Source organism: Sphingomonas hankookensis, assembly GCF_001619955.1.
Lineage (GTDB): Bacteria > Pseudomonadota > Alphaproteobacteria > Sphingomonadales > Sphingomonadaceae > Sphingomonas > Sphingomonas hankookensis_A.
On sequence record NZ_LQQO01000009.1, the window covers coordinates 1 to 26,116 of the forward strand.

A 26,116-nucleotide genomic window follows, 5' to 3' on the forward strand; every position below is an offset into this window, starting at 1 on the left:
AATAACCCGGACCACCCGATGGGGGCTGCTCACCCGACCTGCTAATCCTTGGCCCCGACCTCCTGTTCACGCCCAGCGCCGTTCTGGGCGCCGACGGCATCAAGTCCGCGCTTTACTTTAGCTCGGCGTTCGAGACGAACCTGCTCGGCGAGCAACTCGCCGGCTCCGCGATCGGGCTCGGCCTCCTTACCCTCCTCCAGGTCATCGGCTGGATGGAGCTGCTGCCGATCGATTATTCCAATGTCATGAATAGCTCCTTCTGGGACGCGATCGGCCGGCGATCGGCGGAACGCTCAAAATCAGCCTGACCCAGCCTTAGGCCCTGCCCGCCACAGCTTGAACGAACGGGCGATTAGCTAGACTCGTCGCCCTAAAGCGGACGGGCGGCTCTCCACCAGGTATCTTCCGTAGCTCACCGTCAAACTATTTCACTACAACAAGGTGTACTGCCCGGCCGCATGCCACCCGGTCGATGGCGTACATCGCTTCCGCGTCTCTAACACCTTGGCCCAAGAACCATTGCTGCGCTGGCGCAGCGAACGCGACATTCGCGCGGGGCAATCGACATCGATCAGCCGTTGCGCTCATGTCTGATGCTGCAGACCGGACGAACCAACGAGGGTTCAGGCTTGATGATCGTCTGAACCATCTACGCCCGTCCGCTTCCTCGACGATAAGGGCGAATGCCGCAGGATGAAGGTCGGCCAGTCGCAAGGCAGCCGCCATTGTGCTGACGCCAAACGTGGCGGCGATCTGATGCATCAGATCGAATGACATCGGGACGCCAGCGACGAGCGGTTCCAGCATGAAGCGGGGCATGAGCAGGCCGGCAGCATACCCGTCCGCCTCACGTTCACAGCCCGCCGCTCCGTCTTGTTGCTCGGCGGCGCCACGGCAGATCAGCTGTTGGCCGCGATGATGATGCCAATGACCGAGTTCATGCGCGACGGAGAATCGCTGCCGGACACGGCTGGCCCGATCATCGACCGTGATGATCGCCCTGTCGCCCAGGCCGACGATCCGCGCATCGCCAACGGCCAAGCGACAATAGCGCACGGCCGCACCGACGGCACAGGCGATGACCTCGACATCGATCTCGCCCGGTTCGGTGATGCCGAGGTCATGCAGCAGGCGCTCGGCGGGCGGATCAACCGCGTCCGTCACGCAGGGCGGTCGCCTGTTTCGTGGTCGAGTTCGGCCAGGTCGTCAATCAGGTCGTCGATATCATGGTCGTCGTTGCCGCGGGCAGCCAGCGTCATGCGCAAGTCGGCATCGCCCGACATGGCTAGCTGCAATTGTGCCCGCAGACGCGCTCGATCGATCGGGACGACCCGAGCGTCGGCTCCGGCATCGAGTTTGGCGCGGATCGCGCGCAAGTTCGCCTTCTTTACCGCCAGCTGTGCCTGCGCGATCTCCGCCTGCAGGTCGGCCAGATCAGGTTCGACATCCTCACCGTCGAGGAAGTCGTCCAACAGTCGCAGCTGCATCAGTTCGTCCGCGTCGGTGGTCATGGTATGCTCCTGTCCTTGGCGGCGGCCGCCAGCTTGCGCTGCAATTGCTTGCGCAACGATGCTAGGCCCTTGGCATCGAGCCCCAGCCGGTTCTGCAAGGCGATCCCCTTCTCGCCGTCGAGCACCGCATCCAGCAAGGTGACCAACTGCGGGTCGTTCCCGATCGACTGCTGGATCGCGGCGAGGGTCCGCCGGTAATGCAGCGCATCATGCCCGACCTGCTCCGGGCTGGGCGCCAATGAGGCCATCGCCAGCGTATCGTCGTCGAGGTCGAGCGGGACCGGGTGCAGGCCGTCGCGTTCGGCTTCGCGTTCCTGCGAGGTCAGGCTGCGCATGATCCCAATCAGGAAGTTCACGATGTCGTAGCCGCGCCGACATTGGCGACGACCGTCGAGCGCCCGGACGAACGCCTCCTGCCGCAGGTCACCGGAAAGTATGTAATGTCCCTGCGCCAGATAGCGCGACCGCCGCAGCAGACGCTGATGGTCGGTTGTCGTCAGTGCCTCCAGCATCGCGTTGACCTCGGCAGTCGAATAGACATCGGCGGGCGGCTGAACCGGTGTTGGTGTCGGCGTGACGGCTGAGATGACGGCCTCCCTTACTCTATAAAGCGGACGGCTCAGCATTCTCGGACAGAAGCATGAAATATTTATTGGCCACTGTCCGAATTTGTGAGGTCGTCCGCTTTATAGGTAGAGAGGTTCTTTCACCGGGATGTTGAGCCGTCATGATCGGTCGAGGCGATGATCGACCGACCGTGTCAGCCGGTTGGATCAGGCTGCCAGCGGCCGGGTCCGGACGGCGGCGTAATCGGCGAAGGCCGCACCGCGAGCGACCAGCTTAGCGAGCCATGCCTCGGCGCGGGCGATGCCTTCGTCACGGTCAGCCGGCTGGTTGGCCACCTGGATCAGTTCGCCCGGCGCCAGCCGGTACGCCTTACGGATGCCGGACTGCGGCAGGATGATCGCCCGCGATCCATTGCGGCTCAGATACAGGCGGCAGTCGGTCTGCAGGTGGCAGATGCTGTCACGTACCGCGCACAGCGAGATGCCGGTCAACTGGTAGCCGTCTTCGGCATCGGCAAAATCCAGATATACCAGATCATTGCCGCTGCTGTGCGCGATGGCACCGATACGCAGCCGCCCTTCGGCTCCGCCCATTTCGCCGGCGAGGATCGCCGCGCCGGGCTTCATCGCGCGGCTGCCAACCAGCATCTGGGCGACTGCCTCGGTGTGGCGGCGGATGATCGTGGTCTTGTCGGTCGTCATTATCGTCTTCTCCATTTTCATCCCCCGGATCGGGGACCGTCCTCCTTCCTTCGTGCCTTGCCCCCGGCAGGCGGGCGGGATCGCTGCGTATCCCGCCTTCAGGGGTCAGCCGTCGCGGAAAAGCGGCAGCCAAACATCGTAGAAATCCTCCCATTCCTGCTGGAACCGCGCCTGCGCGGTTTTGGCGACAAGATCAGGATGCACCTCGCCCCAGCCAGAAGAGCGATGGACGCGCGCCATGCAGACGACATGAGCGTGGGGCCGGCGGGCGGACAGTTCGTCGCCCGGCATATGGACGACCGTCATGCTGGTCAGCCGCCGCTGCAGCGCCAGTTTTTCCAGCGCGTACTTGCCGACCAGCGACAGGATGTCGGCGGGTTGCCAGCTATGCGGGAAACGGTACGTCAGCACGACCGCCAGCAATTTCTGATGCGCTTTCGCTTTGGTGTCGTAGTCGTGGAAGATGCCCTCCAACACGCCGGGTTCGACCGCGACACCGGGCGCCGTGAAGATGCGGTGTGATGCGCAGGTGATCGGCCACAGGCCATCCGCGAGCCAGTCGCGGTCGTTCGGTTTGCTGGGTTGGAGTTTTGCGCGAGCGAGATCGGCGACGCGGTTCTGCTTTCTCTTTGCGCTCTTGCGCAGCAGCGCGTAGCCGAAATCGGGCAGCGATCCCATCGGATCATCGTAGAGCATGTCGTCGGCATCTGACGGGCTGATCCACGGTAGCGGCTTGCTCATCAGCAATCCCCCCAGACGGCGGCAAGGAAAGCGTCGGCCCTCGCCAGCCCCGGCGTCAGATCGCAGCCGCCATCGGCGGCGGACAGCCGTGCCGGCATCATCGCGCGCAGACGACCGGGGGAAAGGCGGAAGACGGCCCCGCTCTCGTCCGGTTCCGCGGGATCGGGCACCAGCCACCCCTCGTTGCTGCGCGACAGCCACAACCGGCGGGCATGATGCCAGACGGTGCCATGGCGCTGCCACTCGCCGACCGCGCAATACAGCGTCCGGTGGCCAATGCTCGACGCTTTCACCACCAGCGCGTCGCACCGGGCGATGCGGGTGCCGCGCTCGACCGTGTCGAGATCCCCGCGTGACGGCTCAATCGACGGCACTAGCAGCAGCTCGGCGGCGGCGATGTGCAGATAATTGCGAAAAGGCGGCGGAATGATCGGCACCGACCGGTCGATCCGCCAACCGGCGCGCTCGGCGATGGCCAGTGCCCCGGACAGCGCGCGCGCCTTTGCGAGCTCGCGCTCTCGATTTACGATGTACATGGAAGTCCTAGATATTGTGCGGGAGCGGCGGGCTGCTCGCCGGCCCCGCACCATCATTTCGCCTCTACGGCACAGCCGCAGGCACTTCCCAAATCATCCCCGGCCGGGCCGGCCGGTCTACCTTCGCCTTCGCGATGAAGGCGCATCGTCATTCGACCGAATGCAGGAAAAGGTTGGTCAAACCTTCGTGATCATCAGGATTACGAGCCGCAGATCATCGATCCGCGCAGCCGGATCGTCACGTTGCGACGGGTGACGATCAGCACCGCGTCGGTAGTGACCGTTTCGTAACCCATCGCCCGAATCCGGGCGGTGTCCACGACCCGGATGGTCAGGTCATCGGCCCGCCAAGCGTCATGGATGAACGGGAAAAGGGGCTTTGCATCGCGTCGTGGTTTTAGGATGACGATGCGACCGCCGACTTTGGTCATCGCCGTGTTACCGGCAGCGACGAAGTGGATCGGTCCGCCCCGGCGGGGCGACCAGTAGCAGCCGGTACCGTCAAGGCCAGCCGCCCGCCAATCCGCCCTCGTCGTTGCCTCCAGCACTGCGGGTCGAGGTGCCGCATCCACTGTGGCGGTGGACGTCAGCACCGGCACGAGCGCCGCAACGATCCGCAGCGTCAGCGCGCCCCTCATGCGTCAACCTTGATGACGCTGCGCTCGCCCATGATCCGGTGCGAGCGGGCGACCTGCGCGCCCAGTGCCCGCTGCACCAGCCAGAAAAAGGCGGCGGTCGCTGCTTGCGGCCATTCCCCGGCCAACCAGCGGTCGATGCGGAACTGGGCTGCGACAAGGCCGATGGCGAATGCGGCTGCGGCCCACCACATCGCCAGCCGCGCGGCAAGATAGACGCCGTCCACGATCCACAGTCGGAAGCGCGACGCCGCCGGATGCCAGATCGCCCAGCCGAATAATGCCATCGGTGCTGCGGCAGCGGCGATATAGGCATGGTCGGGATCCAAGTTGGCTGCGACCAGGCGATGGGCGAGAAAGCCGGTAGCGGCCAGCACGATGGCCGCCCCCGCGGCACGAAAGAAGCCGATCCTGGCGAGGGTGTCGCCGAGAATCATGCCGATCAGATAGGGCATCTCCGCCTCCGCTCAGAATGCCGCACGGGATTTCTTCGGCACCAGCCGGTCAGCTGCAGCCATGATGGCGGCATCGTCGGCCTTGCTGGCGCGGGTGCCACGGGTTGCGTTGATGGTGACGGCGTTCGAGGTATCGATGATGATCGTCGGCCCCTCGCTGAAGACCATGCCATCGCCGCAGCGGTAGCCCGCGTCACACCAAGACCCCCGCAAGTCGGTACCTACGGTCGGTCGTCCGTACTTCGCCGCCAACTGCTTGCGCAACGCGGGCAGATCGACCGTCCTGCCGTCGATGCGAAGTGAGAAATTGTCGACGATGCTTCCTGCCTGTACTTGCGCAAAACGGATCGTCAGGCCTTCGCCGTTCAGCCCATGGCAGTCGAACTGCATCGTCCCGGTGGTGTAGGGAACAGGGCCGCGGGCACCGGTGCGGTCCTTCACCTCGGCCGCCACCCGCGCGGCAAAATCGGACTCGTTGCCGAACGGCTTGCAACTATAAGATGCGGCGGCGAGCGCAGTGCGAACCTGCTCGATCGGCATAGCCAGCCGAACCCCGGCAACGTCCATCCGCAACGGGCTCATGCCGGCCGGTGCGGGCTTGGCGGATGCGGGTACCGCCAGCAGCAGCATCGTGGCGATCGTCATCGTTCTGATCATTTTCGTCTTCCTTCTGCGATGGACACGCGACGTCGATCGCCGGGAAGCCTTCCCGGCGTCGCAAGTCCTGATGGTGTTCGGCTTATGCGCGAGTGGGCGCGTCAGCCCGAAGGCGGTGCGCGTGCGGCGAGGTGCCGGGTCATCGCAGCACCAGCGTCACGTATCCCGCCGTGTCGGTCGCACCCGCGACATGTCCGGCATCGAAGGCATGGGCGACACCGAACCGCACCGAGGAGGTCGGCGTCAGCGCACGGGACCACCCGAACTCAAGGTCAAGCTCCCTCGCGTCCGGGGTCAGATCGATGGTGCCGGTCCTGGTCGTCAGCGTGCCGGAGACGAGGTCGTACGACACCGGCATCAGCATCATGACGCGGGCGCGTTCGACGCGGAGCGGCGAGGACAGGCCGAAAGTCCCCGTACCCCCGAACAGGCCGTGTGCGCCCTCGACCGCGAAGGCGGTGCCGATGACCGGACCGGTGAAGTGCATCGTGTCGGATCCGCCCTCCACCCTGGTGGTGGCGGCGGTGACGCGTGCGGAGACGGGGATGCCGACGACCATTCGTCGCATCGTAAGCGAAGCCATGGTCGTCCTCGCCCCACGCTGTCCAACACCGACGTCCTGGCTCATGCCCAGCACGCGACCCCGTTCGGCGAGATCGGAGAGTGCAAAGCCGAAGCCAGACGGCATGGAGAAGGAGGCGGAGCGCAACGATGCACGTCCGTCGCGCGACGAACCGGACGAGAAGCCGGCGGCCCAGCCATTTCCGGACCATGCCGAGGACATGCCGACCGGGGTCGCGACGACCGCGCGCAACGGGGATCCGGCGACGCCGCCGCTCCCGCCGACGACGACGTTCGCACCGAGCGTCACCGACTGGCCGGGGGCGGGCGAGAACGAGACCATCGACGGTCGGCTCGGACGGGCCTGCCGCCAATAGTCGGGAACGGTGGAGGTGAAGCCGAGACGGGCATCGGTGCTCGTGGAGGCGGACGTCAGCCACGGCGGGTCGACCGGCGCGAGCATGCCGCCGGCCAGCAGCCCGGTGCCGCGCGTGCGAACGCCGGTCGCCGCCGTCATCCGGTAGTCGCGGCCGTAGCGGTCGAACACGGTCATGCCGCCGATGCTACGGCCGATCACGGACGCGCCACCGAACGGTGCCGACATGGTCACCGAGGAGAACTTCGCCAGCGCCGTCTGCGCAGCGACGAAGGAACTGGCCGGCGCTTGCGCCTGCATCGCCGTCCCGACGTCGAGCAGTCCCACGCCGTAGAGTTGGTCGACGCCGGGGGTTCCGAGATCGGTGGCCGTGTCGAGCAGGATGCGACTGATCGCCTTGCCGCCGAGCTGCGGCCAGTACTGCTTGAGCAGGGCCGCCGCGCCGGCGATCGCCGGCGCGGCGAAGCTGTTGCCGGTGACGGTCGTGATGGTACCATCCTTGCCCACGACGTCGATGTTCGATGCGACCACCGCGAGGGTACGATCCGCCAGCGCGCCGGGGGTGCCGTTGCCGCTCGGAGCCTGCAGGTTCCGGTCGACACGGATGCCGAACAGGAACCAGTCCTTGTTGGTCATGTCGGTGCCGACCATGTTCTCGGTGACCTGACCCGCGAAGCTGTCCTGGCCGACGTCGTTCGACACGGATTGAACGAACAGACGGTCGCTGGTCCGCACCAGATCCATCGCCTTGCGCTGCTCGCCGGCGATCTTGCCGCCGGCGAAGCCGTTCAGGCTCATACTGATGACGAACGCGCCCTTCTCGACCGCGTAGGTGATCGCCGGCGCGATCAGCGCCGAGTTCGGACCACCGCCCTCGGGCACCGGGCCGGACGTCGGACTGACGTTCGACATGTCTGGGCCTGCGATCTTGAGCGCGAGCAGAGTCGCCTCCGGCGCTACGCCCTGCATGCCCTTGGCGTCACGGGCCGCCAAGGCGACCGATGCGGTCCCGCTGCCGTGACCGTTGTTGTCCTTGAGGTCGTAGCGGACGATCTCGGTGGCGCAGGTGGCGCAGCGGGCGATCTTCTGGTCGAACGAGGTGCTGTCCGCCGAGATGCGGCCCTTGAACTCCGGCTCGTCGACATTGATGCCGGTGTCGATGACGGCGATGGTGACGCCCTTGCCAGTGATGCCGCGATCATAGGCATAAGCCGCCTTCATGCCGACCACGGCACCCGACGCCTTGTATTCCGCACTGTCGGCTGCCGTCGGCGGTGGAGTGGGTGTCGGCGGCGGTGATGGACTGGGTGCCGGGATCGACCCGGACGAATTGACGCCGCCACCGCCGCCGCCGCCGCATGCAGCCAGCAGCATCGTCGCGGTCACCACCGCCGTATTTCTGATAGTTATGAGCCGTCTGACACGACCCTTTCTGAACGCACCCACGACCGAACCCCCGTTCGCGTCGGTGCCGACATGGCCTTCCAGCCGACGGCACCGCCCCAGATTGACGAGGCGATGCCGACCCGAAAGCCGGAAGTTGAGAACCCGCGATTAGACGAGCGCGCACGCCTTTAGGCCCTCGAAAGAGCCCTGGACATCCGCGTACGCCTCCCGGCCGAAACTGGTTCGGGCCGGGCATTCGGCTACTAATCGCAAGGTTCTCACGCCTCGGTCCGCCTGCTGGCGAACAGGCCGACTCTACGCCGAGGAGGTTAACAATCTCAAGCGACGATCGCGGGCAAAATGCTCCATCAACCTCATCGGTCGTACTCGCCCTTCTTTAAGACCACCAAGGTCGTGTCCTCATCGCTCCCCTTTAGTCGAGCAGGTATATGCCCGCTGTATCCGGCTCGCAGCGCATCAAAGGGCAGATCGAAGGTGCAGCGGATAGCGTTACTGTCGTAGCGCAGCCACTATTCGATCCGCCAAAGCATAATGGCGAGCAGTCGAACGCGGTTGTGGCGCGGACCGATTGAAAAAGAAGGGCATCGCAAGGCTTTCGGCAGCAGGATCACCGCCCGGTCGGGTGGGATCATGCTGCCCGTACTTTCTTTAGCGAAACAGGATCGCGCTGTGACCCCGCCTTTTCAGGCGTCTTACCGCCCGTGATCGTCACGGCCTTGGCCGGACACTATTCCATCACTGGGGTCATCGCGCCCCTTTGGCCAAGCTGGCTGATGCGCCCCATCCCGGGCAGCATCCTCCGCTTGCTCCCGCAATCCTCGGCTAGTCCCTGGGTCACGGTGACCCGGGGCCTGCCCGGACGTTGCGGCGACTGCGACGCCTGTGGCGTCGGTCAGGCGATCGGCTGGTGCGCCTCGCACTTCGAGATGAACCGCGCTTCCTCGCCGAATGTCATCCCGCCGAAGGTCTGGCAGAACGCCCGCGGCGTCTCGCGGTCGATCATCCACACCGACTGCGCGCAGGTCGCGCAAGCCGGCCAGCCCTGCGGGGGATCGGATACCGGCGCGTCGGTGAGGAAGCGCTTGATCATGGGTTCTGTCATGTCGTTTACGTCCGGGCTCGTTGCTGAGGCGACCGTTTTGGCCGAGGCCCACTGCTGCGGTCGTCAACTCACCCAAGCTAATCGATGCATTCGCAATCTCGCGGGCGAACAGGTCAGCCAGTGCTTCCTGCACGCGTGGATCGGCCATGTGCTGGGCCAGTACCTTTCTTTCGGTGATGGGCAGACCCGCGATGTCGGCGACGAACAGTCCGTTGGCGTCGCGCCGTATCGCCTTGGCTTTGCGTTTCAGTGAAGCCAGAGCCTTGTCGACCATAGCCCGCGCGAGCGTCTGCGCAGCCTGTTCGGCCTTCACCAACTCGGCATATGCCGTTGCAGCACTACGGATAGCAGCCGCGGGGTCAGATTCGCCGGCGGGCGTGACTGTATTGTTATTCTCGGTTGCCGTGTCGGACATCAGTTCCTCCGTCGACGGCATTCGCTGGCGGGGTTGTGTGACGTCGGTTTGGATCTGCCGGATAGTCTCGTCCGCGTGGATAGCGATGTTGTCGAGGCGCTTGATGTCGCCCGCACGGTCATCGACACGAGCAATCCCGTTCATCGACACCGGGATATGTGTCGCCCCCAAGGCGCGACGAGCTTGCACTGCGCGCCGCGCCGACTCCAGGCGGAGATCAGCAGCCGCTGTTGAACGACCCACCATGTCATAAGCGCGATCGAGCGCCTCCCTGACCTTGCCGCGATGTTCTGCGGGCATGATGCTATCGGCGACGTCGTGGCCAAGCGCGATGGACGTCGCGGCAAGGCAGCGTGTCACCTTCCGCCGTGCCACGTCCAGCCGGTCCGCGGCATTAAGCAGCGTCTGCCTCACCCATCGCGTATGGGCCTGCAATGCCGCCAAGCGTGCGTGACGATCCTCAAGCGCGGCCAACCGGCGCGCCAACGCGGTTTCCTGCTGCCCGACCTTGCCGCGTTCCGGCGGGGCCATACCGCGCTCGCGGTTGGACAATGGCGTGTAGCGCTTGGCAATACCGGCTTCCCGCAACGTCTGGTTGATTGCGACCACCACGGCGCAACGGCGCTGCAAAATCCCGGCCGGCGTATTGATCTCGGTCCGCTTGGCGGTGGCGAAATCCCATTCATAGGGCGCGATCCGCTGGCACGGCCGCATCGAGTAAACCAAGTGCAGGTGGAAATTGCGCTGGTCGCCTGCCGCGTCGGGCAAGTGGATTCCGATGGTATAGGCCAGCCCCAGCGTTTCCAGCCGGCGACAGATGCGCTCGGCCGCCTGCCGCCGTTGCATGGCAGTGAGCTCAGCCGGCAATGCGATGACCTCGACGATATAGACGGTGGCGTTGGCACGGTCGTGCTTTTCCAGCGCCTCCGACGCACGATAATGGGCAACGAGCTCGCTACGGTCGGCGGCGACGTTTGACCACCAGCCCAGCTCCCCATTCTCCAACGCATCTTCACGCACCGAATAGAGTGCGGCGCGCTCCGCCTCGCCAGCACGCCAGCGCCGTCCCTTCTTCGACCCGAGGCCGCGCGCAGTGAAGGAATAGTGGATCGAGTGGCGACCATCTGGGCCACGCGCGTCGGTGAGTCCCGTCGTCCCCTTCAGCATCTGCTCGACGCCACGCGTAAACAACCGGCGCGGCGTGCGTGATCCTGTCCGCGGGCGATCGGCATCAGCCACCCTGATCCGCAGGCGTCGCTTCAGGAACGCGTCTGCCTCTTGGTCCGTGATCGCCTTGCGTCGACGTCGCGCGCCTTCCGCGATCTGCTCGTCACGCTCGTCCGCACGCTTGCGACGACTCGACAGGTTCCGCGCGCTACGCGCATCGGCAAGCGCGGCGGAAACTTCCGCCGATCGCGCCTTCAACACCGCATAGTCGATCGTCACCTGCCTTGCCCTTCGTGTCGGATGAGGGGGTGGGCGCGCCGTTTGTCTGCTTCTGGCAAGACAAACCTTTATCGCGCACCACCCCCTCTCACCTGTCACCTTCTGCCTTACTCCTACTGGTGTCTCGTCAACTCAGCCCCGGAAAGATGCGCGCGGCGTCGATCAACTTTGTGCCACTAGGTTGACGCTTGGCGGCGACGGTCGTGGGTACCGCGATGGGCATGAGCACCGCCCAAATCACTGCTGATCGCCTTCGCGATCTGGCTACCAATCTTGCCGCGAGCGAAGATCGCGTTGCGAGCAAAGTCGCGATCGCGGCCACCAGCGCTGCCGAACTGCGGCGCCAGTACCGCGCGGCTGACAAGCGGCGTGGCGGACCGGGATCGACCGATGCCCGGAAGTACGCGCTCGGCTCGGCCCTCGTGCTGGTCGGGATCGACGGCAGCGACGACACCGCCTTGCTCGGGCTGATGGCGCATCCGGAACGGATGGCGCGCTGGATGCAGTCCGCCACGGCGGCCAGCGCCGGGCCATTGTTCGGCGATATCGTCCGCTGGATCTTCAGCGATCCCGCACGCCTGACCTGGTGCCAACAGTGGGGCGTGATCCTGCAATGGCGCAGGCGCACCGCGCTCTACGAACAGGAAGTGCGGCGCTTTATCGAGACCGGGCCACTCGACCCGCGCGCGTCGTGGCGGCGCAAGCCGATCACCATCGGGCAGGCCGCGCTCATCGATGCGCTGGTCGGCCTGCTCGGCGAACCCGCCCCCGATCTCGCAACCCGTGGCGCTGCCTTCGAATGGCTCCGCGCGCGCGGCGGCAATCCCGCTTTCTGGCGTGAGCCTTCGCTCCCGCCCCATCTGGAGGAAGACGATGAATGATGACCACCCATCGATAGATGAGGCATATGCTGCCCACCTGCGCCTCGAACGACGATTCAAGGACGCGATGGCCGCGTTCGATGCGGAGATCGCCGCAAAGCGGACCGGCCATGACGCCTATCGTCACGCCGAGGGACTGTGCAGGCGACTGGCGGAAAGCGCCGGGGCGCTGCAGGCGCGGATCGACGACATAGTCGGCAAGCTGTGACGCAGGTCCGGGTCAGCCGCAAGGAGCGGCGCAAGCAGCAGGCGGCCTTCGGCCAGCAGCGTTACGAAGGCAGCTATCATCAATTTCTCGACACCTCCGGGCGCAAGACCGACATCGATACACTGCTCGCAGGTGCGATCGCCAGTGGTGGGGACTTCACCACGCTGGTCAGCGACATGCATGGCCGTATCTATGCCGAAGGCATCGCTGAGGCAGATTACGGCCGACGTCTCTTCTCGCCCACCCTCGGCGACATCCGGTCATTGCCCGCAGCGATCCTTGACGCCAAGGAAGAACTGCCCCCGCTCGATCTGATCCCGACCGATCGCGGGGCGCTTGAGACATTCCTGCGCGGGCTGATGATGCGCAATGGTGCGGACAACAATATCGACGTCATCGTCGGTGGCTGGGCAGGAAAGCTTGCACCGAAAACGGCGTTCGACTTCCATATTCACGCCTTGGTAACGCTGCGCGATTGCGACCAGGAACTTTATACAGCCTTGGTCGGCGGAAGGTTCGGGCTGGTAATCCGTCGCTTGCGGAACTTGGCAAGCAACGATCCTACCTCCATGTCGAAGCTGCGCAATCTGCTCGTCGCACAGGCATTGATCTGGTGCGCACATGACGTGCAAATGGTTGGAGCGAGGCTGACGAAGACCCCGTCGTTCGGTTACTTGGTACCCGGGTCCAGCCAATCGATTGCACCAGAACGGGCGCTCAACCAGATGCGGGCGCGTCGTACCGCGCTAGAGACCGCGCTCGACTTGTACTTCGGCTCGGGCGACTGGCGCTTTGGCGAAAGCGCATGCGTGCCGAGCGGCGTGAACCTGCCGCTGACGAAGCATGCCGATCCACTCATCCGCATGATCGCAAAGCGGATTCGCAAGCATCCCGATATGCTGGAACATGGCGGCAAACAACTCGATCTGCCCCGCCTGATGCAGCACGTCGCAGGACGCCTTCGCGAAGACGATGCGCTGATGGCGCGAACCGCGACGCCGCAGACGCGCGGCGTTGGGGCCAGGGTGTTCGCAACCGAGTGGTACGGGTTGCCGCCGCTCGCGGCCTTGGCCGTGGCCATCCGCCGTCTCATGCAGGCAGAGCAACAATTGCCGGTAATGGTCGACGCCCTGATTGCGGGCAAAGTGCTCGCGACGCCGTTGGCGCCGTATGAACACTGCCAGCAATATCACGGATACGTCAGCCGACTGGAAGGATTACTCGCATTCTATCGTGAGGCGATTTTCGATTACGCGGGGGGCAAGCCGGACGCGTCAAGCCGGCCATGGAAAGCCGCCAAGGCATCGCTCGATTTCCTTACCGAACGAAGAAGTCGCGAATTGAATGATCATCATGGCAATGCCACTGCACCTAACCAATCGTTATATTTGCTCGACGTCATCCCTGAGCACCGCTTCTTCATCGGCTAAGGTAGAATGCCTCAAGTCGATTGATAACAATGCCATTGTGCGGAGATATGCGCCATCTTTTCATTTTTCCCGAGCCGTTACCACATCCTTTACGTGGTTCAGCCATGGCAGTTCGTTCTGATAAACGATGATGGTGCGGCAAACGGCCTATTCTTATCAGTCGAGCAGCTTGCAAAGCCAGTTCGGACCCACCGAAGCTATACAAGCCAACTGATAGCCAGGCAGGTGGACAGGCCAACAAAGACGTTCATCGGCAATCCGATCCTGACAAAATCGGAAAAGCGGTAATCGGCTGCCGCATAGACCATCGTATTGGTCTGATACCCGACGGGCGTCGCGAAACTAGCCGACGCCGCAAACATCACGGCGATGATGAGCGCGCGGGGATCTTGCCCGGTCGCCTGTGCCAGCCCGATGGCGACCGGCGTCATAATGACGGCAACCGCGTTGTTCGTGACGGTTTCGGTCAGGGCGGAGGTCAAGAAATACAGGACGAGGATTACTCCTAGCGGCGACAGGGTCGCCAGCCATGGAGAGATTGCACCGACAATCAGGTCGACGGTCCCGATTGCCTCCAGCGCGCTGCCGATGCCGAGCATGGCGAAGATAAGTACCAACACGCTGCCGTCGATCGATCGCCATGCTTCTTCGGCATCGACGCACCGGGTCACGAGGACGATACCGACGCCGATCATGCCCAGCAGCGCGGTAGGCAGGATGCCGAGCGCAGCCAGCGCGATCACGCCGACCAGCACACCGATCGCGATCGGTGCGCGCTGCCGACGGAAGCGGCGGATATGGCTGGTATCCTCCGCGATCAAATTGGTGTTGGCGCGCAGTTCGGCCATGGCGGTAGCATCCGCCGCGACCAGCAGACTGTCGGCGGCCCGCAGCCTTACGCTAGCGAGGTCGGGTCCCGGCAAATGCCGCGCCCGACCGATTCCTAGAACGCGTGCCGGCAGGTTCGACAGAAAGGGAATATCGCGCAACTCGCGGCCCAGTGCCGGATGCGTCGGGCTGATCGTCAGGCCGATGAGTTGCACATCGTCCGAACGCGCCCCATCGGACAGGCGGATCGGACGCCCCACATTCTGAAGACCGACCATATACGTTTCGCTTCGCGCCAGATCGTCGAGTTCGTCGGCCGTGGCGCTGACGATCAACCGGTCGCTGGGCAGCAGCACCATGTCGGGATCCGGGTTGCGATCAACCCGCGATCCGCGCCGGACGGCGATCAGACGTACTGCATCACGCCGCAGGAACGACAGGTCGGCGATGCGCGGGCTTTGGGATGACGCCTCCGGCAGCAGGGCGATCTCAGTGAGATAGGGGAGCTGGTGCCGGTCGGCGATGGCATTGTCGGGTCGGGCGGGCAGCAATCGGGGACCGAGAATCAGCATCGTCGCCACCCCCGCCGCCATGGTCACCAGCCCAACCGTGGTGATCTCGAAAATGCCGAACCCCGGCTGTCCGTTCGCCTGTGCCACGCCGTCGACCAGCAGGTTGGTCGAGGTGCCGACCAAGGTCAGTGTGCCCCCCAGGATCGAGAGATACGAGAGCGGGATCAGCAGCCGGGTGGCCGGAATACCGACGGTTCGGCCTAGCCGCCGGACCAGCGGGATCAGCACCATGACGACCGGCGTATTGTTGATGAAGGCCGGCGCGATGGCCGCACCGGTCAACATTTCGGCCACGGTTCGCCGGGGCGCGCGGCCTGCTCGCCGAACGATCAGGCTGGCCAGAGCCTCGATCGTGCCGGTCCGCACCAATGCGCCCGACAGGATGAAGAACGCCGCGATGGTGATCGGTGCCGAATTGGCGAACGCGGCGGTGACAAGGGGCGGCGTCAGCCAACCCAGCGCGATCATGATCGCGGCCCCCGCCACCGCAATCGTGACAGGCGGAAAGCGTTCGAGCGCAAAGGCGACGAACAGGGCGACGACGAATACCAGCCCCAACACGGCGCGATGGGCGTCGATGGCCACCAACCAGTCGGTCATGCCGGGCCATCCGAGTCCTGGCCCGCTGCAGGCACGACCTCAAGGATCACGTCGCCCGCTACGAGACGGTTCGCCCCCGGTTCCCAGAAACCGATCATCGTTCCGCCCCGATAGATTCGATGGCCAAGCCCTGACGTGATCGCCCGCAGGGGGATTCCGATCTCCTCCGCCGTGACGCACCGCTCACGCAGTGCGACGCGGCCATCGGTCGCCGCCAGATCAGCCATGTAATCAGCGAGGTGGACGCCGTGCGTCGATCCGGCGAGGAGCAATCCAGCAAAGCTAGCAGGGTTGATGACGGTATCGGCGCCGGCCTGCCGGGCGATGGCCTCGTTATCGAGCGACCGGATCACCACGCTGATCGGCAAGGTCGGCGCGATGCGACGCGCCGTCAGGACGATCAGGATCGACGTGTCGTCGCGCCCAGCGGCCACGATCAGCGCGCGGGCCGTACCGACCCGAACCGCCTGTAACGCGGCGTCGCGCGTGGCATTGCCTTCCATGACAGCGACGTCGAGCGCTTCAGCCAGGCGCAGGGCGGCGGGGCTTTCGTCGATGACGACGATCGTGTCCGGGTGTGCGCCCCGACGGATCAGTTCGCTGGCCGCTTCCGATCCGCTGTTGCCGAAGCCGGCGATCACGACATGGTCACGCAACTGGCGCTGGATCACCGACATGCGCCATCGTCCCCACACGCGCTTGAGCAGAAAGTCATAGGCGGTCCCCAGGAAGATGAGCCACACGAACAACCGGATCGGCGTAACGACAAAAGTGTCGAACATCCGCGACTGCTGGGTGACCGGCACGATATCGCCGTAACCGACGGTCGTGACCGTGATCATGGTGAAGTAGAGAATGTCCGCGAAGGTGACCGGCTCACCGGACGATTGACGCAGTCCTTCACGGTCGAACCAGTGGACGGCCAGTGCGACGCCGATCAGCGCCAGCGCCAGCAGCGCCCGCCACGACAGCGCCAACCAGACCGGCGTACGGCTGCGGCGGTACAGGTGGTAATCCGGTGTCTGATGGCCGATTTCCACGGGGCGAGCGTCAGCTGTTCGCGGTCGATGCGGGGGTTTCCCGCTTCGGCGCTTCGAACGTCGCCCAGTCGCCCTCCTCACCTGGCCGCGGTGGCGGACCGGCGATACCGATCGGTTCGTTGGCGGCACCCGTTCGCGCCCGATGGAGATGGACCTTGGCGATCATGTTGGCCGAGATCGGCGCGGTGATGAAGAGGAACAGCGAGATCAGCAATTCGTGCGCGGTCCAGATGCCGAGCCGCGTCTGGAAATAGACCACGGAAGCGATCAGCAGCGCACCGAGGCCCAGGGTTGTCGCCTTGGTCGGCCCGTGCAGCCGCTCCATGGTCGTAGGCAGGCGGACCAGCCCCCAACTGCCGATCAGCGCGAACCCCGCCCCCAACAGCAGAAGGGTGACGATGACGATATCGGCGATGAGGCTCATTCCACGATGTCCCCGCGCAGGATGAATTTGCAATAGGCGATGGTGCTGACGAACCCGACCATGGCGAGCAGCAGCGCAGCCTCGAAATAGGTGTCGTTGCCGCCGATCATGCCGATCAGCACAATCAGGGCGATGGCGTTGATGACCATCGTGTCGAGCGCGACGATCCGGTCGCCGAGCGCGGGCCCGCGCAGCAGCCGCCAGAGGTTCAGCAACAGCGCCAGTGCGATGCAGCCCGCGGCGATGTGGAGCGCGATGGCGATCATACGAAAATCCGTTGCAAGCGCGCCTGATAGCGCGTCTTGATCCGGGCCACCTCCGCAGCATCGTCGGCGACGTCAAGCGCGTGGACCAGCAGGTAACGGCCATCTGCCGACACGTCGGATGACACGGTGCCCGGCGTCAGGCTGATCGTGCCTGCCAGCATCGTGATCGCCTCCGGCGTGGTCAGCTCGATCGGCACGATCAACCAGCGGGCGCGAAGATCGCGATTGCGCCGGAACAGGATCAGCCGCGCGACCTGGAAATTGGCGACGACGATGTCGAACACCACGATCGCCAGATAGGCCAGAAAGGCGCGACCGAAACGCATCCGGGGGCGGTCGGGCCAGAAGGGCTGGGTGAATTTCGGCAGGATCAGCGCGAAGATTCCGCCCAGCACGATGCCGCCCATGGTGATGGTGTTCGCCATCAGCAGCCAGACGATCAGCAGCATCGCCGACAGCGCGGGATGGGGCAGCAGCCGCTTCATCGCGTCGCCCCCAATATCGCCGCGACATAGCGTTCGGGCGCCATGACCTGCGCCGCCGTCGCACGCGTCTGCGCGGTCACCCAACCGGCCGTGACAGTCAGCACCGCCAGCAGGGCAAGAAGAACAACCGGGGCCACGAACTCGGCGCGCGACCGGCTTGCGCCTGCAATGGCGGCGGTGGCCGGTGGAGCTTCCTTCCAGAACAGGGTCGACCCGCTGCGCGAAAAACCGATGACGCCGACCAGGGTCGTCACAAGGATCGTCGTCCAAACCGATTGCCAACCCGGCAGGGCAAAGCTGGCATCGAGGATCAGCAGCTTGCCGACAAAGCCCGCCAGCGGCGGCAGCCCGACCGCCGCGATCGCCGCGATCAGGTATAGCAGCCCCGCGCCATCCTGCCCGGCGAAGCGCGGGCTGGGGACGATCGCATCGGCATATTGGCCGCGCCGCCGCATCGTGACATCGGCGACGAGAAACAGGGCTGCCCCGGCCAGCGTCGCCTGCACGAGATAATAGAGCGCGGCGGCCAATGTCGCCTCCTGCCAGAAGGATACCGCCATCAACAGCGTGCCGGTCGACGCGAGCACCGCGAACGCCGCCTGTTCGCGCATGCCGCGCGCCACCAACACCCCGACAAAGCCAAGGATCGCCCCGAGCAGCGCCGCCGGGAGCAGATAGGGCGCGGGCACCCACGCCGCCGCACCAGCCTTGGCCCCGAAGATCAGCGGCACGGTACGGATCATCGCATAGACGCCGACCTTGGTCATGATCGCGAACAGCGCCGCGACCACCGGCATCGTCGCGGCATAGGTGCGTGGCAGCCAGAGATGGATGGGCACCACCGCCGCCTTCAGCGCGAACACCGTCAGCAACAACAGCCCGGCAACGCGCAGCAGCCCCTGATCCCCCGCCCCCAGTGCCGCGACCTTCACTGCCAGGTCCGCCATGTTGAGCGTGCCCGTCAGGCCGTAGAGCAGCCCGAGCGCGATCAGGAACAGCGCCGACCCGACGATATTGACCACGACATAGGCCACGCCCGCCTTCAGCCGCAGCGCGCCCTGCCCGTGCAACATCAAGCCATAGGACGCGATCAGCAGCACTTCGAAGAAGACGAACAGGTTGAACAGGTCGCCGGTCAGGAACGCGCCGTTCAGTCCCATTAGCTGGAAATGGAACAGCGGATGGAAATGCCAGCCCCGCTGGTCTGCGCCGGTGACGACGGCATGGACCAGCACGACGATCCCCAGCACCGCCGCCAGCACCAGCATCGTCGCGGCCAGCCGGTCGAGCATCAGGACGATGCCGAACGGCGCAGGCCATGCACCCAGCGCATAGCTGCGGATCGCATCGTCCTGCGCCATCACGAACAGCGCGATGCTTGCGACCAGCATCGCGATGCCCCCGCCCAGCGACACGGCCAGCGCGAGTGAGCGATGACGCCGCATCAGCAGCATGGCGACCGGCGCAGTCACCGCCGGCAGGAGGACCGGGGCCACGAGCAGATGGTCGGCAAGCATCATGCCTCCCCCTCCTTGTCCGGTTCGGTCAAGCCGTCGACCTGATCCGATCCGCTTTCCAGGAAGCTGCGCAGCGACAGGATGACGGTCAGCGCGGTCATGCCGAAGGTGATGACGATCGCGGTCAGGACCAGCGCCTGCGGCAGGGGATCGGCATGGTCGGCCACCCCCTTGGCATAAAGCGGCGGGCGATCGACGATCAGCCGCCCGATCGCGAACAGGAACAGGTTGACCGCATAGGACAGCAACGTCAGCCCCAGCACGACCTGAAACGTCCGTCCGCGCAGGGCGAGGTAGATGCCGCCGGCGACCAGCACGCCGATGGCGGACGCGACCAGAAACTCCAGGCTCATGCCGCGTCCTCGCCGTCCTGGCTTGCCGCGCGCTGCGCGACATGGGCGAGCTGTTCCAGCGCCATCATCACCGCACCCACGACGACGCAGGCGACGCCCAGATCGAACAGCATCGCCGTCGCCAGTTCGAACTCGCCGATCAACGGAAGGTGGAAATACCCGAAGCTGCTCGTCAGGAACGGCGCGCCGAACACCAGCGAGCCCAGCCCCGTCGCGACCGCGATCAGCACGCCGAACCCGATCAGCTGATGCTCACCGATCCGTCGCCGGACATTGGTCCAGTCGAAGCCGGACGCGAGATATTGCAGCAGGATCGCGATGGAGAAGATCAGCGCCGCGATAAAGCCGCCGCCCGGTTGATTGTGCCCGCGCAGGAAGATGTAGATGCCGACCAGCAATGCCAGCGGCAGCAGCAGCCGGGTCGCCATGACGAACATCATCGGGTGGCGCTCGGGCGAGAAACGATCCCCCGACCGCCATTCGCGCAGTCGTCGACCGGCAACACCGTGCACCGCGGGTTCGAGCAGGGCGAAGATGGCCAGGCCCGCAATGCCCAGCACCGTGATCTCCCCCAGGGTGTCGAACGCGCGAAAGTCGACCAGCGTGACGTTGACGACGTTGGTCCCGCCCCCGCCGGAATAGCTGTTGTCCCAGTGAAAGCGCGAAACCCCCGCGCGCACCGGCCGCGTCATGATGGCCCAGGCAAGCCAGCCGGTGCCCAGCCCGCCCGCCATGGCAATCACGCCGTCACGCACCCTTCGCGGCATCTTCGACAGGCGAGGCGGGTTGCCCGGCAACAGGTGCAGCGCCAGCAGCATCAGCAGGATCGTCACCACCTCGACCGAAATCTGGGTGAGCGCGAGATCGGGGGCGGAGAGGTGGATCAACGCCAGCGCCATGACGAGGCCGATGACGCTGATGAATATCAGCGCGAGATACCGCCGCCGGTCGACCGCCACCACGGCGACCGTCGCGACGACGAGCGCGGCCCAGGCGACGATGGCCGCCAGCGACGCAGGCGTGGTCGGCCGATCCCCGGCGGCGATGCCGGACCGGAAGGCGGCGTCGCTGCCAAGCGCGAGCGCGACGACGAACAAGATCACCAGATAGCGTTGCAGCGACGCGACATGGATCATGCCCGACACGCGACGCAGCCCCTCGACGATCGCCGTCAGGCTTCGGTCGAACAGATGCTTGGCGTCGGGTGACGGGATGCGGGCAACGGTTCTGGCCACGGCCGGATACCACCACAGGACCAGGATCGCGATCGCGACCGCGCCCACGCTCATCAGCAGCGCCGGATTGACGCCATGCCATAGCGCGAGATGCAGTTCGGGCGCTGCGCCGCCCGTCACCGCGGCACTGGCAGCGGCCACCAACGGCCCCGCCAGCGTCATCGGCAACAGTCCGAGCGCCAGCGCGGCGGCTCCCAATATCGCGGGCGGCCCCAGCAGCATGGCCCCCGGATCGTGCGGCGCAGCGACATCGCCGGTACGCCGCGCGCCGAAATGCAGCGCCACCGCATAGCGCAGCGAATAGGCCGCCGACAGCATCGCCGCGATGGTCGCCAGCACGGGCACCAGCAAGGCCTGTCCCGCCCACGCGGTATGGGCACTCTGCTCCAGCATCATCTCCTTGGAAATGAACCCGCCGAGCGGCGGCAGACCCGCCATCGCGGCGGCGGCCAGCACGCCCAGCGTCGCGGTCAGCGGCATGACCGCCGCCAGGCCGCCCAGCCGCCGCATGTCGCGCGTGCCCGTCTCATGGTCCACGATACCCGCATGCATGAACAGCGTCGCCTTGAAGGCCGCATGGTTGAGGATGTGAAAGACCGCCGCCGTCACCGCCGCGCCCGTCCCGAAGCCGAGTAGCATCACCATCAGCCCCAATTGGCTGATCGTCGAATAGGCGAGGATGGCCTTCAGATCGTGGCGAAACAGTGCGACGCCCGCGCCGAACACCATGGTGACCAGGCCGATCGACGCGACGATACCGAACCACAGATCGGTTCCTGCCAGTACCGGCCACAGCCGCGCGAGCAGGAACACCCCCGCCTTCACCATCGTCGCGGAATGGAGATAGGCGCTGACCGGGGTGGGCGCGGCCATCGCGTGCGGCAGCCAAAAGTGGAACGGAAACTGCGCCGACTTGGTGAACGCCCCCGCCAGGATCAGGACCAGGATCGCGGGATAGAGCGGCGAGGCCTGCACCAGATCGGCGCGTGCCAGGATCGTCGCCAGATCATAGCTGCCCGCCGCCTTGCCCAGCAGCATCATGCCCGCGATCAAGGCGAGACCGCCCCCGCCGGTGATGGTCAGCGCCATCCGTGCGCCCTGTCGCGCGTCGGCACGGTCGCGCCAGAAACCGATCAAGAGGAAGGACGCCAGGCTGGTCAGCTCCCAGAACACCAGCATCAGCAGCACATTGCCGGACAGGGCGATCCCGACCATCGCACCCTGGAACAACATCAGGAACGACAGGAACCGCGCCGTCGGCTCGTTCTTTGCCAGATACCCTTGCGCATACACGATCACCAGCAGCCCGATGCCGAGGATCAACCCCGCGAACAGCAACGCCAGCGGGTCAAGCCACAGGCGGAAATCGAGACCGAGCGTCAGTAGCCACGCCATGCCTGCCATCGGCGTCCGGCCGGAAAGCACCGCGTTCGCTTGCGACAACAGAATGGCCAATCCGCCCGCGCTGGCGGTCCCAGCGATTAGCATATGGACCTGCCGCGATGCTCGCCGGGTCACCATCAACAGAATGACCGCGAGGAACGGCATGGAAATGAGGGTCAGCAAAGCCACCTGCAATTCCCCGCTATGTGACGATGTGCAAGGCGGCAGGCAGGAAGGTTCGTTCGGGCAAGCCGATACTCCGGGCGCAAAGGTTCCGCGTTGGCGGCCCGACCAACGTTAGAACCTGCCCGCACCAGCGATCGGCGAACACCCTGGGTCGATATTGCACGATGGGCAAACGATTCACAACCCACTCGATCGTCGGGGACCGCTCAAGTCCGCTGGACCTTGGTATCGGCAAGGCGCCACCGCTCCATCTGCGTCAGGACGTCGCTCGCGATCTGGTCGGCCGTAAATCCGGACAGATCGCGAAAGCCGGTTTCACCATTGGTCTGTGCGGCAAGTATCCACGTCAGGCTGCGACGACTTTCAGGTGCATCCAGCGCAGTATAGGCGGCAAGCGGACGCGATCGTGGCGTCAGGCGATAGACGAACGGACGACCATCCGCTGCGGTGATGGTGAGTTCGACCGAGTCCGCGTGCTGTTCCACTTCACTCGCGTTCCAGCCTTCCTTCTCTATCGCCTCCTGCACCGATCGAAGCGCGGGTTCGCCGCTGTCTGCCATTTGTCGCAGGATGTCGGCACGGCGTGCCGGGACCAGCAGGCGCTTGATCCGCTCGCTGATCGACGGCGTATCGCCCGGCAGTATTACGCCCGACAGATCGGCGTTGGTCTGGCGAATTAGGCCGACCGCCAGCAGCAGCATGATGAAGCAAAACGGCAAGGCCGCCAGCAGGGTCGCCGACTGCAACGCGCCAAGACCGCCAGCGATCAGCAGCAGGGTGGCGGTGACCCCCAGCAGCACGCACCAGTACATGCGCTGCCAACGGGGCGTTTCCTCTGCCCCGCCGGACGCCAGCGTATCGATCACCAGCGCGCCGGAATCGGCGGACGTGACGAAGAAGATAGCGACCAGCGCGATCGCCAAAGTCGACGTGACGCCGGCGGCGGGAAGATATTCGAGGAACTTGAACAGCGCCGTGGACAGGTTCGCCTGCACCGCATCGGCGATGCCACCCTGCGCGACCCCCAGGTCGAGCGAGATCGCCGTGTTCCCGAACACCGTCATCCACAGGAACGTAAAGGCGGTCGGCACGAACAACACGCCGATGACGAACTCGCGGATCGTCCGCCCGCGCGAGATGCGGGCGATGAACATGCCGACGAACGGCGACCAGGCGATCCACCACGCCCAATAAAACAACGTCCAGTCCGCCATCCACGCCCGCGGTTCATAGGCATAGAGGGTAAAGGTCCGCATCACGAAATGATCGAGATACAGCCCAAAATTCTGCACCAACGCCCGCAGCAGGAACAGCGTCGGCCCGACCGCCATCACGAACAGCATCAGCAGCACGGCGACGGTCAGGTTCAGTTCCGACAATCGGCGGATGCCGCGGTCCGCTCCACTCAACACCGATAGGGTGGCCGCCCCCATGACCACCACGATCACCGCGATCTTCATCGTCGTCGTGTCCGGCACGCCATATTCATAGGCCAACCCCGCCGTCATCTGCGACACGCCGAAGCCCAGCGAGGTCGATACGCCGAACACGGTTCCGCACACCGCGAAGATGTCGATCGCGTCGCCCAGCGGTCCGTCGATCCGTTTGCCTAGGATCGGCGAAAGGCCGGACCGCAATGTTAGCGGCATGTCTTTGCGATAGGTGAAATAGGCGAGACTCAGGCCAACCAGCGCATAGATCGCCCAAGCGTGGACGCCGTAATGGTGGAAGGTGATCGCCATCGCCTCCCGCGCGGCGAGGATCGTGCCGCTCGGTGCCTCGGGCGGCGAGATGTAATGCTGGATCGGCTCGGCGACAGCGAAATACATCAGCCCGATCCCCATGCCCGCAGCGAACAGCATCGCCAGCCACGATAAATAGGGAAAGTCGGGTTCCGCATCGTCGGGACCGAGCTTCAGCTTGCCCGCAGGTCCGAAACCGAGCGTCAATACCACCACCAGAAATACTGCGACCGCCGAGATATAGAACCAGCCGAACGTGTCGATCGCCCAGTTCTGCGCCGCCTTGAACGCGGCGTCGGCCGTCCCCGGCATGGCGAGCGTCGTCACCAACAACAGGGCGATGATCGCGGATGCGCCCCAGAAAACCCGGGAATTGATTTCACTCTTGATCATATTAGCAGGGTAGCACCGGTTGGGATGGATTGTTGAAAAACGGTTGGACTAGGAATCTGCTGAGCGGACGGGTTGCTCTGGTTTCCATGCTATGATGCCGCAACGCCGTGGTTGCCCCACAGCGTGTGATGAAGGCGCGACAGTTCGGCGATATCTCGATCACTGGACAGCCGAGTCCGTCCTCTATCAACGGCATCCTGCGCTTCGTTCCGACAATCGATCGTGGAGCGGTCGTCGATTACGACCAAGGCCGCCAGGGCCTTTTGAAGGCGCAATCCGACTTCGATCGTCCCCGCCCCATCCCGGGCAATGGGGCGAAACACGTCTTCGAGCATATCGGAAAAGGCAAAGGGCGGCACCGTCACGCGCGCGGGCGGCGACCGCTCCTCGTCTGGCCGATGGCGCAGGGCCGCTGCCAGGACGCGCGTTGCCGCCTCGACCACGGCGATGGCGGTTCCGGGATCGTTGACGGCGGGCGATAAGGCGCGCGCCGCGATCTCCCCCAACACGACCAGACCGAAGCGCGGGTCATGATCGAACGTCCGATGATGTTCGATCGTGAATGCATCCCGGATCAGGCAGGCCTGATCGTCGTCGATCGTCGCCCTGACCCAGGCGAGCGGTTTGGCCGGGTCCACCAGATGACCGGGAATGCTGACGAGGTGGATATCCGCGCCGATCGCATCGGCGACCTCACCGATCTGGGCAAGGTCAACGTGCGTGATCCGCCCGATCTTTTCATGATGGACGACATGGGCGTCGCTCGGGACCGAGGCGTTGTCCTCAGCGCCGAAGCGGGGCGGCTGCATCATCATGCGTACGGCATCGGTTGCCGCGCGCTCGACCCGGTCGATCGTATCGGACACCCGGCCGAAGCGGGCGATGTGCTGAATCCAGCGCAGGAACGTCACGACGATGAACAGGATGACCAGAATTGTGCCGGCGTAGAGAATGACGCGCCCGGTATTGCCGTAGATGCCGGTCGACAGCGCGATGATGCCGACGATCGCGAACAGGAAACTGCCGAGGAAGGTCGCCAGCGCGTTCTGCGACGTGCTGTCATCGATCAACAGTTGGACGGCGCGCGGTGTGATGCTGCTGGTCGCTCCCGCATAGGCCTGAACCATCGCGGTCAATGAAAAGGTGGTTACCGCGAGCATCGAGGACGCGAGCAGATTCAGGATGCCGTCGACCGACTTCGACCCCACCTTGGCGGCAAAGTCGTACGAAATGGTATGACCGAGGAATGCGCTGGCCAGCGCGAGCAGCACCGCGAAAACGCAGAACAGTCCGGCACGAAACCACATCTGACGCGTGAGGAGACGAACGGCCCATTGCCATCCCCGCATTACGCCACGGCTCCATCGTTAGCGAAGCGAGCTATGGGACACGCCGAAGTGGCGGTGGAAACCGGAGGAGACATGTCACTAATAACTTATGGCAGGGGCAAATGGCACCGCCGC

At 64.9% G+C, this 26,116-nt stretch carries 24 protein-coding genes; 3 read left to right on the top strand and 21 right to left on the bottom strand.

All coding sequences use genetic code 11. From position 1 onward, the window contains the following. Window positions 1-423 precede the first annotated feature (423 nt). From AVT10_RS06625 to AVT10_RS06675, 11 genes are all read right to left on the bottom strand, one after another. A complete protein-coding gene (locus AVT10_RS06625) occupies window positions 424-1,164 on the bottom strand; it encodes an ImmA/IrrE family metallo-endopeptidase (protein WP_066689512.1) in 741 nt (246 codons plus the stop codon). Then, complete coding sequence (locus tag AVT10_RS06630) at window positions 1,161-1,511, bottom strand: hypothetical protein (RefSeq protein ID WP_066689513.1); 351 nt, start codon at window positions 1,509-1,511, stop codon at window positions 1,161-1,163. Before AVT10_RS06630 ends, AVT10_RS06625 begins: the two co-directional genes overlap by 4 nt. After that, window positions 1,508-2,137, bottom strand: a complete 630-nt coding sequence (locus AVT10_RS06635) for a hypothetical protein (protein ID WP_157092702.1) — start codon at window positions 2,135-2,137, stop codon at window positions 1,508-1,510. The genes AVT10_RS06630 and AVT10_RS06635 overlap by 4 nt, the downstream gene beginning before the upstream one ends. 147 nt (window positions 2,138-2,284) lie before the next feature. Continuing rightward, complete coding sequence (locus AVT10_RS06640) at window positions 2,285-2,779, bottom strand: hypothetical protein (RefSeq protein WP_066689515.1); 495 nt, start codon at window positions 2,777-2,779, stop codon at window positions 2,285-2,287. Between the two features lie 105 nt (window positions 2,780-2,884). Then, window positions 2,885-3,520: a hypothetical protein gene (locus AVT10_RS06645; RefSeq protein WP_066689516.1), complete on the bottom strand. Its 636-nt coding sequence runs from the start codon at window positions 3,518-3,520 to the stop codon at window positions 2,885-2,887. Further along, window positions 3,520-4,056 carry a hypothetical protein gene (locus AVT10_RS06650; protein WP_066689517.1) on the bottom strand — a complete coding sequence of 179 codons (537 nt, stop codon included), beginning with the start codon at window positions 4,054-4,056 and terminating at the stop codon, window positions 3,520-3,522. The genes AVT10_RS06645 and AVT10_RS06650 overlap by 1 nt, the downstream gene beginning before the upstream one ends. A gap of 200 nt (window positions 4,057-4,256) precedes the next feature. Beyond that, a complete protein-coding gene (locus tag AVT10_RS18140; RefSeq protein WP_157092703.1) occupies window positions 4,257-4,694 on the bottom strand; it encodes a hypothetical protein in 438 nt (145 codons plus the stop codon). Then, on the bottom strand, window positions 4,691-5,146 hold the full coding sequence (locus tag AVT10_RS06660; protein WP_066689519.1) for a hypothetical protein: 456 nt from the start codon (window positions 5,144-5,146) through the stop codon (window positions 4,691-4,693). Before AVT10_RS06660 ends, AVT10_RS18140 begins: the two co-directional genes overlap by 4 nt. A 12-nt stretch (window positions 5,147-5,158) precedes the next feature. Beyond that, on the bottom strand, window positions 5,159-5,791 hold the full coding sequence (locus AVT10_RS06665; protein ID WP_157092704.1) for a hypothetical protein: 633 nt from the start codon (window positions 5,789-5,791) through the stop codon (window positions 5,159-5,161). Between the two features lie 151 nt (window positions 5,792-5,942). Further along, window positions 5,943-8,126: a S8 family serine peptidase gene (locus AVT10_RS06670; RefSeq protein ID WP_232307904.1), complete on the bottom strand. Its 2,184-nt coding sequence runs from the start codon at window positions 8,124-8,126 to the stop codon at window positions 5,943-5,945. 713 nt (window positions 8,127-8,839) lie between these two features. Beyond that, window positions 8,840-11,110 carry a MobA/MobL family protein gene (locus AVT10_RS06675; RefSeq protein ID WP_066689521.1) on the bottom strand — a complete coding sequence of 757 codons (2,271 nt, stop codon included), beginning with the start codon at window positions 11,108-11,110 and terminating at the stop codon, window positions 8,840-8,842. Between the two features lie 221 nt (window positions 11,111-11,331). Between AVT10_RS06675 and AVT10_RS06680 the strand changes: the two genes are divergently transcribed. From AVT10_RS06680 to AVT10_RS06685, 3 genes are all read left to right on the top strand, one after another. Next, window positions 11,332-11,991, top strand: coding sequence for a hypothetical protein (locus tag AVT10_RS06680; RefSeq protein WP_157092705.1), 660 nt, complete (start codon window positions 11,332-11,334; stop codon window positions 11,989-11,991). A gap of 67 nt (window positions 11,992-12,058) precedes the next feature. After that, the gene (locus tag AVT10_RS18145) at window positions 12,059-12,199 is read left to right on the top strand and encodes a hypothetical protein (protein WP_157092706.1); all 141 of its coding nucleotides are present in this window, start codon (window positions 12,059-12,061) and stop codon (window positions 12,197-12,199) included. Further along, window positions 12,196-13,629 (top strand): hypothetical protein, encoded by a 1,434-nt coding sequence (locus AVT10_RS06685; RefSeq protein WP_066689523.1) that lies wholly within the window; start codon window positions 12,196-12,198, stop codon window positions 13,627-13,629. The genes AVT10_RS18145 and AVT10_RS06685 overlap by 4 nt, the downstream gene beginning before the upstream one ends. 197 nt (window positions 13,630-13,826) lie before the next feature. On the opposite strand, the gene AVT10_RS06690 is transcribed toward AVT10_RS06685, so the two are convergent. The 10 genes from AVT10_RS06690 to AVT10_RS06735 all read right to left on the bottom strand — a co-directional run bounded on the left by AVT10_RS06690 (window position 13,827) and on the right by AVT10_RS06735 (window position 26,002). Continuing rightward, window positions 13,827-15,629, bottom strand: coding sequence for an SLC13 family permease (locus tag AVT10_RS06690; RefSeq protein WP_066689524.1), 1,803 nt, complete (start codon window positions 15,627-15,629; stop codon window positions 13,827-13,829). Beyond that, the gene (locus AVT10_RS06695; RefSeq protein ID WP_066689525.1) at window positions 15,626-16,669 is read right to left on the bottom strand and encodes a potassium channel family protein; all 1,044 of its coding nucleotides are present in this window, start codon (window positions 16,667-16,669) and stop codon (window positions 15,626-15,628) included. Before AVT10_RS06695 ends, AVT10_RS06690 begins: the two co-directional genes overlap by 4 nt. Before the next feature lie 10 nt (window positions 16,670-16,679). Beyond that, the gene (locus AVT10_RS06700; protein WP_066689526.1) at window positions 16,680-17,093 is read right to left on the bottom strand and encodes a Na+/H+ antiporter subunit G; all 414 of its coding nucleotides are present in this window, start codon (window positions 17,091-17,093) and stop codon (window positions 16,680-16,682) included. Then, window positions 17,090-17,359 carry a K+/H+ antiporter subunit F gene (locus AVT10_RS06705; RefSeq protein ID WP_066689527.1) on the bottom strand — a complete coding sequence of 90 codons (270 nt, stop codon included), beginning with the start codon at window positions 17,357-17,359 and terminating at the stop codon, window positions 17,090-17,092. The genes AVT10_RS06700 and AVT10_RS06705 overlap by 4 nt, the downstream gene beginning before the upstream one ends. Next, the gene (locus AVT10_RS06710) at window positions 17,356-17,844 is read right to left on the bottom strand and encodes a Na+/H+ antiporter subunit E (protein WP_066689528.1); all 489 of its coding nucleotides are present in this window, start codon (window positions 17,842-17,844) and stop codon (window positions 17,356-17,358) included. Before AVT10_RS06710 ends, AVT10_RS06705 begins: the two co-directional genes overlap by 4 nt. Next, window positions 17,841-19,364: a monovalent cation/H+ antiporter subunit D gene (locus AVT10_RS06715; RefSeq protein WP_066689529.1), complete on the bottom strand. Its 1,524-nt coding sequence runs from the start codon at window positions 19,362-19,364 to the stop codon at window positions 17,841-17,843. Before AVT10_RS06715 ends, AVT10_RS06710 begins: the two co-directional genes overlap by 4 nt. Beyond that, window positions 19,361-19,714, bottom strand: coding sequence for a Na+/H+ antiporter subunit C (locus AVT10_RS06720; protein ID WP_198158513.1), 354 nt, complete (start codon window positions 19,712-19,714; stop codon window positions 19,361-19,363). The genes AVT10_RS06715 and AVT10_RS06720 overlap by 4 nt, the downstream gene beginning before the upstream one ends. Further along, window positions 19,711-22,521, bottom strand: coding sequence for a monovalent cation/H+ antiporter subunit A (locus AVT10_RS06725; RefSeq protein WP_232307905.1), 2,811 nt, complete (start codon window positions 22,519-22,521; stop codon window positions 19,711-19,713). Before AVT10_RS06725 ends, AVT10_RS06720 begins: the two co-directional genes overlap by 4 nt. Before the next feature lie 203 nt (window positions 22,522-22,724). After that, window positions 22,725-24,653: a BCCT family transporter gene (locus AVT10_RS06730; protein WP_066689531.1), complete on the bottom strand. Its 1,929-nt coding sequence runs from the start codon at window positions 24,651-24,653 to the stop codon at window positions 22,725-22,727. 89 nt (window positions 24,654-24,742) lie between these two features. Continuing rightward, window positions 24,743-26,002 (bottom strand): DUF2254 domain-containing protein, encoded by a 1,260-nt coding sequence (locus AVT10_RS06735; RefSeq protein WP_232307906.1) that lies wholly within the window; start codon window positions 26,000-26,002, stop codon window positions 24,743-24,745. Between the last annotated feature and the right edge of the window lie 114 nt (window positions 26,003-26,116).

Coding starts and splice junctions, on each gene's coding strand:
- AVT10_RS06700 (WP_066689526.1), bottom strand. CDS start 17,093: ATGAGCCTCATCGCCGATATCGTCATCGTCACCCTTCTGCTGTTGGGG.
- AVT10_RS06635 (WP_157092702.1), bottom strand. CDS start 2,137: ATGCTGAGCCGTCCGCTTTATAGAGTAAGGGAGGCCGTCATCTCAGCC.
- AVT10_RS06630 (WP_066689513.1), bottom strand. CDS start 1,511: ATGACCACCGACGCGGACGAACTGATGCAGCTGCGACTGTTGGACGAC.
- AVT10_RS06730 (WP_066689531.1), bottom strand. CDS start 24,653: ATGATCAAGAGTGAAATCAATTCCCGGGTTTTCTGGGGCGCATCCGCG.
- AVT10_RS06710 (WP_066689528.1), bottom strand. CDS start 17,844: ATGAAGCGGCTGCTGCCCCATCCCGCGCTGTCGGCGATGCTGCTGATC.
- AVT10_RS06705 (WP_066689527.1), bottom strand. CDS start 17,359: ATGATCGCCATCGCGCTCCACATCGCCGCGGGCTGCATCGCACTGGCG.
- AVT10_RS06640 (WP_066689515.1), bottom strand. CDS start 2,779: ATGACGACCGACAAGACCACGATCATCCGCCGCCACACCGAGGCAGTC.
- AVT10_RS18140 (WP_157092703.1), bottom strand. CDS start 4,694: ATGAGGGGCGCGCTGACGCTGCGGATCGTTGCGGCGCTCGTGCCGGTG.
- AVT10_RS06680 (WP_157092705.1), top strand. CDS start 11,332: ATGAGCACCGCCCAAATCACTGCTGATCGCCTTCGCGATCTGGCTACC.
- AVT10_RS06735 (WP_232307906.1), bottom strand. CDS start 26,002: ATGCGGGGATGGCAATGGGCCGTTCGTCTCCTCACGCGTCAGATGTGG.
- AVT10_RS06720 (WP_198158513.1), bottom strand. CDS start 19,714: ATGAGCCTGGAGTTTCTGGTCGCGTCCGCCATCGGCGTGCTGGTCGCC.
- AVT10_RS18145 (WP_157092706.1), top strand. CDS start 12,059: ATGGCCGCGTTCGATGCGGAGATCGCCGCAAAGCGGACCGGCCATGAC.
- AVT10_RS06715 (WP_066689529.1), bottom strand. CDS start 19,364: ATGATGCTTGCCGACCATCTGCTCGTGGCCCCGGTCCTCCTGCCGGCG.
- AVT10_RS06650 (WP_066689517.1), bottom strand. CDS start 4,056: ATGTACATCGTAAATCGAGAGCGCGAGCTCGCAAAGGCGCGCGCGCTG.
- AVT10_RS06665 (WP_157092704.1), bottom strand. CDS start 5,791: ATGACGATCGCCACGATGCTGCTGCTGGCGGTACCCGCATCCGCCAAG.
- AVT10_RS06660 (WP_066689519.1), bottom strand. CDS start 5,146: ATGCCCTATCTGATCGGCATGATTCTCGGCGACACCCTCGCCAGGATC.
- AVT10_RS06645 (WP_066689516.1), bottom strand. CDS start 3,520: ATGAGCAAGCCGCTACCGTGGATCAGCCCGTCAGATGCCGACGACATG.
- AVT10_RS06690 (WP_066689524.1), bottom strand. CDS start 15,629: ATGACCGACTGGTTGGTGGCCATCGACGCCCATCGCGCCGTGTTGGGG.